The sequence below is a fragment of the Paenibacillus sp. Y951 genome (genome assembly GCF_056786395.1).
In genome coordinates this window covers 1-13779 of record NZ_JBXCIY010000006.1, presented here as the reverse complement: position 1 = coordinate 13779, position 13779 = coordinate 1, and the positions used below count along the sequence as shown (strand labels likewise).

At 42.6% G+C, this 13779-nt stretch carries 11 protein-coding genes; 10 read left to right on the top strand and 1 reads right to left on the bottom strand.

Annotated features, from left to right (window positions below; translation table 11 throughout):
- Nucleotides 1-67: 67 nt before the first annotated feature.
- From AC1TPB_RS10185 to AC1TPB_RS10160, 6 genes are all read left to right on the top strand, one after another.
- Complete coding sequence (locus AC1TPB_RS10185; protein WP_482076383.1) at nt 68-2392, top strand: (Fe-S)-binding protein; 2325 nt, start codon at nt 68-70, stop codon at nt 2390-2392.
- Nucleotides 2393-2659: 267 nt separating this feature from the next.
- Nucleotides 2660-5131 (top strand): 3-hydroxyacyl-CoA dehydrogenase NAD-binding domain-containing protein, encoded by a 2472-nt coding sequence (locus tag AC1TPB_RS10180; RefSeq protein ID WP_482076382.1) that lies wholly within the window; start codon nt 2660-2662, stop codon nt 5129-5131.
- Nucleotides 5132-5161: 30 nt separating this feature from the next.
- Nucleotides 5162-6373, top strand: a complete 1212-nt coding sequence (locus AC1TPB_RS10175) for an acetyl-CoA C-acyltransferase (protein WP_482076381.1) — start codon at nt 5162-5164, stop codon at nt 6371-6373.
- 96 nt (nt 6374-6469) lie between these two features.
- Nucleotides 6470-8269 carry an acyl-CoA dehydrogenase family protein gene (locus tag AC1TPB_RS10170; RefSeq protein WP_482076380.1) on the top strand — a complete coding sequence of 600 codons (1800 nt, stop codon included), beginning with the start codon at nt 6470-6472 and terminating at the stop codon, nt 8267-8269.
- Nucleotides 8270-8283: 14 nt separating this feature from the next.
- Nucleotides 8284-10260 (top strand): long-chain-fatty-acid--CoA ligase, encoded by a 1977-nt coding sequence (locus AC1TPB_RS10165; protein ID WP_482076379.1) that lies wholly within the window; start codon nt 8284-8286, stop codon nt 10258-10260.
- A complete protein-coding gene (locus tag AC1TPB_RS10160) occupies nt 10253-10669 on the top strand; it encodes a PaaI family thioesterase (protein ID WP_482076378.1) in 417 nt (138 codons plus the stop codon). The genes AC1TPB_RS10165 and AC1TPB_RS10160 overlap by 8 nt, the downstream gene beginning before the upstream one ends.
- On the opposite strand, the gene AC1TPB_RS10155 is transcribed toward AC1TPB_RS10160, so the two are convergent.
- Nucleotides 10636-10866, bottom strand: coding sequence for a hypothetical protein (locus AC1TPB_RS10155; RefSeq protein WP_482076377.1), 231 nt, complete (start codon nt 10864-10866; stop codon nt 10636-10638). The genes AC1TPB_RS10160 and AC1TPB_RS10155 overlap by 34 nt on opposite strands.
- Nucleotides 10867-10929: 63 nt before the next feature.
- Here AC1TPB_RS10155 and AC1TPB_RS10150 point away from each other — a divergent pair, with 63 nt between their 5' ends.
- The 4 genes from AC1TPB_RS10150 to AC1TPB_RS10135 all read left to right on the top strand — a co-directional run bounded on the left by AC1TPB_RS10150 (nt 10930) and on the right by AC1TPB_RS10135 (nt 13702).
- Nucleotides 10930-11097, top strand: coding sequence for a hypothetical protein (locus AC1TPB_RS10150; protein WP_482076376.1), 168 nt, complete (start codon nt 10930-10932; stop codon nt 11095-11097).
- A 232-nt stretch (nt 11098-11329) separates the two neighbouring features.
- Nucleotides 11330-11518 carry a hypothetical protein gene (locus tag AC1TPB_RS10145; RefSeq protein WP_482062895.1) on the top strand — a complete coding sequence of 63 codons (189 nt, stop codon included), beginning with the start codon at nt 11330-11332 and terminating at the stop codon, nt 11516-11518.
- Nucleotides 11519-11721: 203 nt separating this feature from the next.
- On the top strand, nt 11722-12495 hold the full coding sequence (gene map / locus AC1TPB_RS10140) for a type I methionyl aminopeptidase (RefSeq protein WP_482076375.1): 774 nt from the start codon (nt 11722-11724) through the stop codon (nt 12493-12495).
- A 343-nt stretch (nt 12496-12838) separates the two neighbouring features.
- On the top strand, nt 12839-13702 hold the full coding sequence (locus AC1TPB_RS10135) for a sulfurtransferase (RefSeq protein WP_482076374.1): 864 nt from the start codon (nt 12839-12841) through the stop codon (nt 13700-13702).
- The last annotated feature ends 77 nt before the right edge of the window (nt 13703-13779 follow it).

Sequence of the window (13779 nt, the reverse complement as noted above, 5' to 3'; positions counted from 1 at the left end):
GCTACATATAATTGAACAACGATCATCAAATAATTAATGTGGTTACTGGCGAAAGGGGGGAAGCGATATGGATGATGCCCATTACATTAGACTATTTATTACGGTATGTGTAGCTGGAGCATCGATTTGGATGTTTGTCGAAATCATAAAGCGCAGAATCCAATATATAGCACTGGCAACATCTACAGAATGGATCAAAAGAAAACCATCCTCAAAAACAACAATAGAGATTATAACGCATCGTAAATTATTGAAAGACATTCGTAGCGGCTTGCTGCATATTATTTATTTTTATGGGTTTCTATCGCTACAGCTCGGTGCACTTGATCTAATGCTTAAGGGCTTATTTGGCATACCATTAATTCCGTGGATGCCGCTATATGGCTATTTCAGTTGGCTCCAGGAATGGATCGTAGTTATTGTATTAGTTGCTATTATTTTAGGAGCATTTCGTCGTTATGGAGAACGACTACCCCGGTTAAAACGTGGTGCAAAGCCGTCGTTAGTTTATTGGTTTATTGGCATGCTTATGGTAAGTGTGCTGATGTCATTGAGCTTTGAAAGATTAACTCATACTGCAGCATCTGTAACTGCTAAAGCAACTGCATCGATGAGCGATCCACTTGCGGCAACGTACGCACCGATTAGTCATTCACTTGCAACAGCTATACAAGCGCTAGGTATTAACGAAGGCAGCCAGAATGCGGCAATTGGATTCGAGATCAGCTGGTGGTTGCATTTACTCATTCTATTAAGTTTCCTTATCTATGTTCCACAGTCGAAGCATTTTCATTTATTAGTAGCACCGATTAATTTATGGTATCGACGCTCTGTTCCTACAGGACAGTTGAGTCATATCGACCTTGAAAATGAGGATGCTGAAACCTTTGGCGTAGGGCATATTCACGCATTTAACCAGAAACAAATGTTAGACTTGTACGCTTGTGTAGAATGTGGTCGCTGTACTAATGTATGTCCTGCAACAAGTACAGGGAAAATCTTATCGCCGATGCATATGATTATTAAACTTCGCGATCATGCAACAGAAAAAGGGGCAGCGATTACATCAAAGTCACCATGGCTGCCGCAAGGACTTTGGCAACAACCCCCTTGGGGAATCGGTGATCTTACGCAAGGCGCTCATGTTATGAAAACAATGTGTAGTACAGCGGATCAGCAACAGCCACCAAACGGAGATAGTCAGGTGCATAACGCTCAAGCAGCAACGATGTCTAACAAATCCACATGGAAGGGAGATATTTCAGAGACGATGAACAAGCAAAGTAAAGCTTGGCAATACGATGTGAGCCGTAATCCGCTACAAGTAGAGTTAATTGGTGATGTGATGACAGAAGAAGAGTTATGGTCATGCACAACTTGTCGCAATTGCGAAGAACAGTGCCCTGTAGGCAATGAGCATGTTGATAAAATTATTGATATGCGCAGACATCTCGTGTTGATGGAAGGGAGAATGCCTGCGGATGCACAACGCGCATTGCAAAACATTGAACGACAAAGCAATCCATGGGGGATTAGTCGAAGTGAGCGTGCAGACTGGCTGCTTGATTGTCAGAAAAAGACGGGAATTACAGTTGAGACGATGAAGGAGCGGCAAGCTTTAGGAGCACCAACAGATATTTTACTGTGGGCCGGTTCAATGGGCTCTTACGATAATCGTAGTCGCAAACTGTTGTATGATTTTATCCGCCTTCTAACACATGCGGGTATTAACTTTGCAGTATTAGGGCTAGAAGAGAAAAGCTCAGGTGATACCGCACGCAGAATTGGTAATGAGATGCTCTATCAAGAGCTAGCAATGCAAAATATTGAAATGATCCACCGCTATCATATTGAACATATCGTTACGCCGTGCCCCCATACATTCCACACCTTCAAGCAGGAATATCCGCAGCTTGGATTGGCAACTCATATTCAAGTGCAGCACCATACAGAAATACTTGATGAATTGGTACAGCAGGGCAGGTTGAGGCCGAATATTCGATTAGATGAAACGATTACGCTGCATGATTCTTGCTACTTAGGCCGGTATAACGGACTTTATGATGCGCCTAGAAGGATATTGCAAGCAATACCAGGTGTCGTTCTGAAAGAGATGGAGCGTTCAAAGGAAAATGCCATGTGTTGTGGTGCTGGTGGTGGATTAATGTGGATGGAAGAACATAGCGGTACTCGAGTGAATTATGCTAGAACGACGCAAGCGCTGGAGGTACAGCCAACGATGATAAGCTCGGCATGTCCTTATTGTCTAACGATGCTAGAAGATGGGGTAAAAGCACTGGTGGAGGATGGCAGCGTGGCGACGAAAGATGTTGCTGAGGTGCTAGCTGTTAGTGTACTAGGCTTTAGCGGTAGTTCAAAAAGCGGACTTTGATAACGATGATTATGCTGACGTAGCATAATCGGCATCGCATCTGAAGCGAACTTGGAAAGTATAGCGTAAGCTTCCTACAATGTTTCTTGCAGAAACATTGTAGGATCGCATGTACCAAGTACGTACATTTGCGCTTCCGCCTTTCTCAAGTAACGCTTCACCTGCTCAGTTTTGAAATTCCGCTTATTGGAACCATCATGAGATATGCCCCCTTCACATACATATAGTAGTGCGTATGAATGGAAGAAGGAAAGGAGTGGATCTACTATGAGTTCAACTATTGTGAACAATAAGAAGTCAGTAATAAATGTGCGCAAAGTAGCAGTCATTGGTTCAGGAGTTATGGGAGCTGGAATTGCAGCACATATGGCTAATAGCGGTTATTCCGTCTGGTTACTAGATATTGTCCCCGTGACGCTCACTGCACAAGAGCAATCACTAGGTCTAACGTTACAATCTCCAGCAGTACGCAATCGACTTGCCAATGCAGCAATTGGAGTTATGGTCAAGCAAAAGCCTGCGCCACTCTATGACAATAGCTTTGTTCATCGTATTACTGCTGGTAATTTAACCGACCATACTAAGCAGTTAGGTGAAGTAGAGTGGATTGTCGAAGCAGTTGTAGAACGACTAGATATTAAGCAGCAAGTATGTACGCTTATTGATCAAGCAAGACGAATGGGCACGCTTGTCAGCACGAATACATCAGGATTATCTGCTCACCAGATGGTTGAGCATTGTAGTAAAGATATGCGAGAGCATTTTGCCGTGACACATTTCTTCAATCCACCACGTTATATGAATCTCGTAGAGGTTGTCCCAACTTCAGATACACTACCACAAATCGTCGATACACTTCAGTACTTATGTGAACAAAAACTTGGTAAAGGTGTTGTGCGTGCGAAGGATACTCCTAACTTTATTGCTAATCGCATCGGTACATATGGCATGCTCGTGACGTTAGGGGCAACGGAGCATTATGGGTTAAGTATAGATGAGGTAGATGCACTTACCGGTGTCGCGATGGGACGTCCGAAAACAGCCACCTATCGCATGCTTGATCTTGTTGGTCTGGATACGTTATTACATGTTGTAGATAACGTCCATAATCGAAGTAGCGATGAAGCGGAGAAATTAGTATTTACACGCCCACCGTTATTAGAAGCATTGGTTAAGAAAGGTGCACTCGGTCAAAAGAGTGGTGAAGGATTTTATCGCAAATCCAAATCACCAGCTGGAAAAAGCTTTATCGAATCGTTGCAGCTAGATTCGCTTACCTATGAGAGTGCCGAGCCGATTGTTTCTCCTGTTATCGAGGCGGTGAAGAAAGGTAAAGGTGCAGCTGGTAAGGTGAAAGCTTTACTCCATACCTACCCAGAGCATCCTCATGCTCTGTTCGCATGGGACACGATAAAGCCTGTTCTACTTTATTCTGCCAAAGTTTTAAGTGAAATCGCGGATTCTATCGTAGATATTGATAAGGCAATGAAGCTTGGGTTCAACTGGGAACTAGGTCCTTTCGAATTATGGGATGCGATTGGGGTGCAGGCTTCAGTGACAAGGATGAAGGAAGAAGGCGAGTCTATTCCGCAGTGGGTAGAGGAGTGGCTTGCGAATGGTCACACTCATTTCTATAGGCAAGAGCTCGGCAATACTTGGCATGTTCATCAACAACAATTTGTACAACTAGATGAAGATGCTAATGTTATTTCACTTCATCAATGCAAGGAACGTGGAGCAACGATTTGGAGTAATTCGGGAGCAAGCCTGATCGATATTGGGGATGATGTGGTCGCACTGGAATTTCACTCCAAAAGCAATGCGATAGGCTCAGAAGTATTAAGTGCGATTCGTTATGCTAGTCATGAAGTAGCTCGTAATTGGCGTGGGCTTGTACTTGCCAATGAAGGTAAAAATTTCTGCGTCGGTGCCAATATTATGCTGTTACTTATGGAAGCGCAAAATGAAGAGTGGGATGAAGTGGAGGACATTATTCGTTTCTTCCAACAAAGTATGCTCCAACTGAAACGATTGGATCGCCCAGTTGTTGCTGCGCCGCATCGCATGACTTTAGGCGGTGGAGTAGAAGCTTGCTTGCCAGCTGACGTTATTATTGCTTCCCCTGAAACGTATTATGGATTAGTAGAAACAGGGGTAGGCTTAATACCGGCTGGTGGTGGTAGTAAAGAGGCTGCTATATTTGTGATGAATCGAGCTGCTGCTGGTGCAGGGCCGAATGGAGTCATCCAGCGGAAGCTGCTAGCGGGAGACTTACAGCCTCATCTCAATCATATGTTTGAAACAATTGCCATGGCCAAGACATCAACAAGTGGTCATGAAATTGCACGTTTAGGCTTTGCAAGGCCACAGGATCGAGTCATTATGCGTCAGGAAAATCGGATTTCCGAGGCAAAGAAAGAAGTACTACGACTAGACCAAGCAGGTTATGAAGCGCCGAAGGAACAACTTGTTGCGGTAGCAGGCAAAGAAGGTAAAGCCGTCTTAAAGCTTGCTATTCAGTCCATGAAGCTAGGTAAATATATTAGCAGTCACGACGAATTAATAGCCTCGAAGCTAGCACATGTATTAAGCGGGGGGGATCTTGCTTCCGGTGAGATGGTCAGTGAGCAATATTTGCTAGATCTTGAATGCGAAGCATTTTTAAGTCTATGTGGTGAGGCGAAAACGCAGGCAAGAATGAGTTATATGTTGAAGACAGGCAAGCCGCTTCGTAACTAATATAGAGCAAATTAGAAGGGAGAATGGGAGATGCCGAGCAAATACTTCGATGATCATGATACAGATGCGGTTATTGTAGCTGCGGTACGAACAGCCGTTGGGAAAGCCCAAAAAGGAAGTTTATCAGATACGAGAGCCGAAGATCTTGGGAAAAGTGTGATCGAAGGGCTGCTAGCTACAGTTCCGACGATGTCTAAGACATTAATTGAAGATGTCATCATTGGCTGTGCTATGCCTGAAGGTGAGCAGGGCTTGAATATGGCAAGAATAATAGCTCTTCATGCAGGCTTAGAGCAATCGACACCAGCGGTAACGGTCAATCGCTTTTGCGCCTCAGGCTTACAGTCAATCGCTTATGCTGCTGAGCGAATTAAGCTCGGTGAAGCTGAAGTTATAGTAGCGGGTGGTGTCGAAAGTATGAGCCATGTGCCGATGACAGGATTCAGATTATCACCGCATCCCGATATCGTTGATCGTATCCCCGAAGTTTATATGGGAATGGGGCATACCGCAGAGGAAGTAGCTCGCAGGTATGGGGTGACTAGAGAGGATCAGGATGAATTTGCAACTGGTAGTCATCAGAAAGCGGCTTGGGCCATTGCTTCAGGGGCATTTGAAGATGAGATTGTACCAATTGTGGTAACGCGTTCCATCTGTAATGAAAAGGGCGAGTATCGCGATAAAAGCTTTGAATTCAAGCTTGATGAAGGTGTTCGTGCAACGACTTCACCGCAAGGGTTAGCAGCATTGAAGCCAGCGTTCACAATTGGTGGGTCAGTTACAGCAGGGAACTCCTCGCAAATGAGTGATGGTGCAGCTGCTGTATTAGTAATGAGTCGCAGTAAGGCGAAGGAATTAGAACTGAAGCCGTTAGCTGTATTTCGTCATTACGCTGTAGCGGGGGTAGCGCCAGAAGTGATGGGAATTGGTCCAATCGTAGCAATCCCTAAGTTACTAGACAAGGCTAAAGTGACAATCAAAGATATTGATCTATTCGAGCTGAACGAAGCATTTGCTGCACAATGTATTCCGATTGTTCGTGAATTATCGATTCCGATTGAACGGGTAAATGTGAACGGGGGAGCTATCGCGCTTGGCCATCCACTTGGCTGTACAGGGACGAAGTTAAGCGTCACACTTATTCATGAATTAGCGCGTCGTGGTGGGGGATTAGGCATTGTCACGATGTGTGTTGGTGGGGGAATGGGGGCAGCTGGTTTGCTCGAGGTCTACTCCAACTGAACAATTCGCTTGTCTGAGGGATGATTATGCTGACGTTGCATAATCGGCTAACGTTGCTGAAAGGGGAATACGATAACAATAATTTTGGAGGTGATTATGATGTCTATAACGAAGGTAACTTCTTTCGGCGGACGATTCGTTATTGAGAATAGTGATCCGCTGCTAACTACAATTCCTGAGGATTTTACGAGTGAGCAGCGGCTAATGTCTGAAGCAGCACAGCAATATGTGGATGCTGAGATCGCTCCGAAGGATGCGGAGATTGAGGCACTTAATTATGAACTAACGGTTCAATTAATGCGTATTGCTGGGGAGCAGGGTTTGCTAAGTGCGGATATACCAGAACAGTACGGTGGTCTAGGTCTTGATAAGGTCAGTACAACATTACTCGCAGAAACGTTAGCCAAAAGCTCATCATTTGCTTTGTCGGTAGGTGCTCATACAGGGATAGGAACACTTCCGATTGTCTTTTTTGGCACTACTGAGCAGAAGGAAAAGTACTTGCCGCTACTCGCAACTGGTGAAAAGATCGCCGCTTATTGTCTGACAGAACCAGCTTCGGGCTCCGATGCACTAGGTGCGAAGACGAGTGCGAGGCTAAGTGACGATGGTCAACATTATATATTGAACGGCTCGAAAATATTTATTACGAATGCTGGCTTTGCAGATGTATTTATCATCTATGCGAAAATAGATAATGAACAGTTCACGGCATTCATTGTAGAACGCGATATGGGGGGATTTAGCATTGGTCCTGAGGAACATAAAATGGGCATAAAAGGCTCATCTACTTGTCCATTGTACTTTGAAGATGTGCATGTTCCTGTTGATAATGTATTAGGTGAAATCGGCAAAGGTCATCTGATTGCTTTTAACATATTAAATATTGGCAGATTTAAGCTCGGTGCAGCCTGTCTAGGTACATCGAAGGAAGCGATTCAATTGGCAGCCTCCTATGCTAATGTTCGTAAGCAATTTAATCAGCCAATTTCCTCATATCCACTAATTGGAGCTAAATTAGCGGATATGAATATTGTTACTTTCGTAATGGAAAGTATGGTCTATCGAATTGCTGGTTGGATGGATGCGATGCTATCTGAGATCGATCAAACCTCATCCGATGCAGCTGCTCATAGCGGCAGACTTGCAGCCAAAGCAATCGGTGAATATGCGATGGAATGTTCGATGGTTAAAGTATTTGCATCGGAAGCGTTGGATTTTGTAAGTGATGAAGCTGTGCAGATACATGGTGGCTATGGATTTATTAAGGAATATAAGGTTGAGCGAATTTATCGAGATTCAAGAATTAACCGCATATTTGAAGGTACGAATGAGATTAATCGCTTATTAATTCCCGGAACACTCATTAAGAAAGCAATGAAAAACGAGCTACCATTACTTGATAAAATTCAAGAACTGCAAGCGCAGTTATTAGAACCACAATCGGCCCCTAATCTTGAAGGAGTTCTAAGTCTAGAAGGTCATCGCATTAAGCAAGCGAAGAAGTTATTTTTGATGCTTGGTGGTATTGCTGTCCAGCGATATGGTGCAAGGCTTGAAAAGGAACAAGAAATATTAGAGGGGCTTGCTAATATAATGATTTTAACGTTTGCAATGGAGAGCGCTTACTTACGAGCTCAGAAACGATTACTACTTCGACTTGATCATGATGAGTCTTCTATTGTAGCAATGATGACAAAAGTTTATGTGCAAGAAGCTATGGAACAAATTGAGAGTATTGCTAGAACAGCACTTGTGCGAATGGAATCAGGTGACACATTGCGTATGCAATTATCGATTGTGAAGAAATTAACGAAAGCATCTCTCACAGACGTCATTACATTGAAACGCCAAATCGCTGCAAAGGTTATCGGAAGTGAGCAATATATTGTGTGAAGGAGTGATCTAGTATGGAATCACAAAATCCTCAACACTCCAATGTTCATGATGAGACGCAGAAAGAGACCGAAAGAGATGTTCAAGTAGAATCAGAGGTATCGAGCGAAGAAGTAGTTGAAAGTACGGAACAAGTCGAGGATACTAGCGCAGAAGCAGAAGCAGAAGCAGAAGCAGAAGCAGAAGCAGAAGCAGAAGCAGAAGCAGAAGCAGAAGCAGAAGCAGAAGCAGAAGCAGAAGCAGAAGCAGAAGCAGAAGCAGAAGCAGAAGCAGAAACTGAGGTTGAGCAGTCGTCCGATAAAATATGGCATAAGCATTATCCTAAGGATATACGAACTACAATCGATTACCCTGAAGTTAATATTGCTCAGTTTTTGATTGATTCGGCGACTAATTATGCTAATAAGTCAGCTATCTCTTTCATGGGTAAGACGTTAACGTATCAACAACTATATGTAGCAGCTGATCAACTAGCAAGAGGATTAGGTAGACTAGGCATCCATAAAGGAGACCGCGTAGCAATTATGTTACCTAACTGTCCGCAGGCGGTAATTGCTTATTACGGCGTATTGCTGGCTGGTGCAGTTGTTGTGCAGACGAATCCTTTGTACGTAGAGCGCGAACTGAAGCATCAATTGCAGGATAGCGGTGCAATATCATTAATTACTTTAGATCTACTTTACCCAAGAATCGAGCGAGTTAGAGGCAAAGATCCTGAGAATGGGCCATTGTCGAAATTGAAAAATGTAATTGTCACTTCTATTAAGGATGGCTTACCATTCCCCAAAAATTTACTGTATCCGATTAAGCAACGCAAGGAAGGGTTTAAGTCGGTAATCCCATATGGTCAGGATGGATATGTCGCTTGGAGTACACTATTAACCAAAAAATCTTTATCATATGAGCGACCTACATTAGCTCAGCATCATGAATTAGCTGCTTTGCAATATACAGGAGGTACAACAGGAACTCCTAAGGGAGTTATGCTCACTCATCGTAATCTCGTTACTAATACATTACAAACGATGGAATGGTGTAGTCGAGTTAAAATTGGAGAAGAGAGGTATTTAGCAGCGTTGCCGTTGTTTCATGTATTTGGGTTAACGGTACTAATGAACATGTCGGTACGAACAGCAGGATGTCTCGTGCTCCTACCAAAATTTGATGTCAATGAAGTATTGAAAACGATAGATACGATGAAGCCTACAATTTTCCCAGGTGCTCCAACGATGTATGTTGCGTTAATACAAGCTGCAAGAAAACAAACAACACCATTAAATTTATCCTCAATTGAAGTATGTATTAGTGGTTCTGCAGCGTTGCCATTAGAAGTACAAGAGCAATTTGAAAGCTTAACTGGAGGCAGGTTAATTGAAGGCTATGGCTTAACCGAGACTTCACCAGTTACACATGCTAATCCGATATGGGGGAAACGAAAAATTGGAACGATAGGTTTGCCATTCCCAGATACGGATGCTGCCATTATCTCCGTTGAGACTGGTGAACGATTACCACCAGGACAATTAGGTGAACTTATTGTTAAAGGCCCTCAAGTGATGAGCGGTTATTGGAATAGACAAGAAGCAACTGATGAGGTTCTTGCTGATGGGTGGCTAAAAACGGGTGATCTAGCGAAGATGGACGAAGACGGTTACTTCATCATTATGGATCGGATTAAAGATATTATTATCGCAAGTGGATTTAACATTTATCCTCGTGAAATTGAAGAAGTACTTTTTGAACATCCTGGAATAGCCGAAGCTTCAGTAGTGGGTATTAAAGATGCTTATCGCGGAGAAACGGTGAAAGCCTTTATTGTATTGAAGGATAACTATATGGTTTCAGATGAGCAATTGGATGCTTGGTGTCGAGAAAGGTTAGCTGCATTTAAAGTGCCTCATCAATATGCGTTCAGAGATAGCTTGCCAAAGACTATGGTTGGAAAAGTGCTTAGACGTAAGTTGGTAGAAGAGGAACAACAACATGAATGATCAGAACAGATATGAGCAGCTACAGGAGCTTGCCAAATCAACATTTTGGGGATATTTAGGTTGTGAATTGGTTGAAGCTACGGAAAAATCGGTTATTATTTCGCTTGAACTTGCTGACCATCATAAAAATTTAATGGGGATAGTACATGGCGGAGTAATGATGTCAATGCTCGATAATGCTATGGGGTTAATTATTATGCTTGGAACAGGAGAGAATACAGTTACAGCAACGATGAACACTCATTTTTTATCTAATGTCGCTTCTGGAAAAATTTTCTGCAAGGCGGAACTTTTACATTGTACCAAGCGTACTAATACTATAACAGCTTCTTTATATGATGAGCATGATGAGTTACTCGCGTGGGCAAGTGGTGCTTACAGAAGAGGAAATTCAACAAGCAGACTTTGATAACGAAGTGATGCAAGAAGCTTAATCGGCATCGAATATGAAGTGAACTTGGAAAGTACGGTTCGCGTGTACCAAACACGTACACTTGCGCTTCCGCCTTTCTCAAGTAGCACTCCATCTTCTCGGCTCTGAAAGCCCGCTTGTTGAACTATTATTGTTAAGAGGAAATTCAACAAGCCCGCATTTTGAAAATACAACTATAGACTAATGAAGTAATCAAGAAAATAATGTAAAATAATAGTAGGAAGGAGGAGGTCGTATTGTGGCAAAATGTTGCAGCGCTCGTATTGGTGATATTTGGAGTAGTTGTAGCCATTATCGGTGTAATTATCTATTTGCAAATGTTTAGAAAGCAAAGACAATCGCAGGACAAAGCTCATGATTCGACCTCTTTCGACAATACTAGTAATGATGAACAATTATTGTAGAGAGCACACATACCTTTACAATATCGATAAAATTTTCTAATCATTGAAATGCTTTTATATTGTTATCTGAAATGTTATAATAGTAAGAATATTGAAACAGTTACCTATTAGCCGTGGAATGAATTACACCTAAGGAGGAATAAGAGTCGGAACGATGACGACAACTTCTTGTTGTTGTTCTCGAGTAGTACTATAGGACGACCATCCATTATTATATAAGGGAGGAGATTTCATGGCAAAGCACAGCCAAAATGAAGTCAAGGAAAGCCTGAAGGAATTGACGAGAATATTCCAACCTAAGGACCCAAGGAAATTTGTGAAAGAGTATGTCCGTAAGTATCGAATTACTGGCGGCTATGAAGATGAATTAACCTCACTAGTTGAGGATGAACTTGGAAGAATGAACTCCTCGGCTGTATAGGTCAAATATACGGAAAAGAGTCTGATAGGCGCAAAGCGCTCATCAGGCTCTTTTTTGCGTTGTCAGCGTAAGTAATTCAGCGTTGAGGTAGTAATCATTGCTTAGTTGGAACGTTAAAACATACTTAGTATCGGACATGCATCGACATAAAATGAGCATGAAGCTTAGTTTCGCGGAATATATTTAAGTGGGAGGTGTTAACGATGCAGTCGATTGTTCCAAAGACAGCTGAGGAAATTAGACGAATTGCGCGAGCAGGTAAAATTGTTGCAGGATGTCATAAAGCATTAGTGGGGAAATGTGTCCCTGGAATAACAACAGCGGCAATCGATCGATTCATTGATTGGTATATGGTTGAGCATGGTGCATATCCTGCACAAAAAGGTCATAAAGGCTATCCATATGCGAGTTGTATCTCTGTAAATGAAGTAGCATGTCATGGATTTCCAAGTTCCTATAAGCTAGAAAAAGGGGATATCGTTACGATTGATATCGTTGCTGATTATAAAGGTTGGAAGGCTGATTCCGCATGGACGTATATGGTTGGTGAAGTATCACCGCAAGCTCGTCGGTTAGTAAGAGCAGCAAAGGCAGCTTTTCGAGCTGGATTGGCTCAAGCGAACATCGGTAATGATATTTCAGATATTGGTTATGCGATCGAGCAAAGGGCGCAACGAGAGGGCTTTCAAGTGATTGCTTCTTTTCTCGGGCATGGTATTGGTAGGGAGTTACATGAAGCTCCACATGTGCACCATGTACGTACGCGAACATCTGGCATTAAGCTTGAAGAAGGTATGGTTATTACGATCGAGCCGATTCTATCAACAGGATCTCCAGAAATTTATATTGAACACGATGGATGGACAGCAAGAACAGTCGATCATGCGCTAACTGCACAATTTGAACATACGATTGCAATTACGAAAGCAGGACCCAAAATATTAACACAATTAACGCCAAGTAAGCCAAAGCGGTAGACTATTATTGAAATATAAGGGCTTTCTCACTGAGATGGTCCTCTTTGTTGCTGTACCTATAAATTAGTTTGGGAGAATGCAGTCATAATAAATTCATATTTGATTAATCATGTTCATTGCTGTGAATACATACAATATATAGGCTAGTACACAATTAATTAATGGAGTAAACTAAATGCAAAGGTATTGAATTAAAAAGGATTCCGATGCGACTTCTTATTATTATTATTATTATGAAGCAATACAAGTGAAGTCACAAAAAGTTTTAGATAATGCTTCCGAAGTAACTTTTTATTTGCAGGAAGCAACTCAGGAAGTCACAAAAAGTTTTAGGAGGAGCAATATGTCATATTTCGTTAGTAAGGAATGGTTGCAGCAGCAGTTAACAGCAGCAAACGCTGATGATGCTCAGCTTGTTATTGTAGATGTTAGATATGATCTTGCAGATGAAGATGCTGGGGAATTTGCTTATCGTGAAGGTCATATTCCACAAGCACATTATGCTAATCTAAGTTATGATCTATCAAGTGGAAAACGTCCAGATGGAGTAGGCGGCAGACATCCGTTACCTGATCCACAGACGGTGGCACAATTTTTTGGAACAATTGGTATTACAACTGGATCAGTAGTTGTAGCCTATGATGATCAAGGTGGTGCTATGGCATCTCGTCTTCGTTGGTTGTTGCAATGGATTGGTTTTGACGGAGAAGTATATGTGCTAGAAGGCGGGTTCAAGTCTTGGCAAGAAGCTGGACTTGCAGTTAGTATGGACATTCCAGATCGAGTACAAGACTGCGAGCTACCTGTATTATTGAATGATCATATACTGGTCGATCAGCAATATGTGCGTAGCAAGATTGGTGTTGCAGGGACAGTAATTATAGATTCACGAGATGGCGCAAGATATCGTGGCGAGGTAGAGCCAATTGATAAAGCAGCAGGACATGTTCCATCGGCAATCAATCATTTCTGGCAAGAAGGTAAGAAAGCTGACGGGTCATGGAAAAGTGCTGAAGAACAAGCTCAGCGTTTTGCATCGATAGATAAGAATGCTGAAGTGATTGTCTACTGTGGTTCAGGTGTCACGGCGACACCGAATTTCTTCGCTTTGCAGGAAGCTGGTTTCAGTAATGTAAAGCTTTATGCGGGTAGCTGGAGCGACTGGAGTAGCAATTTGGGAAATTCTGTTGAAACGGGCACTAATTAAAATCCACAAAATCCCGTCGTGACACGACGTTTAGGCTAGCAATTGTGACGTTAAGGCATAGTTGCTAGCCTCTTTGT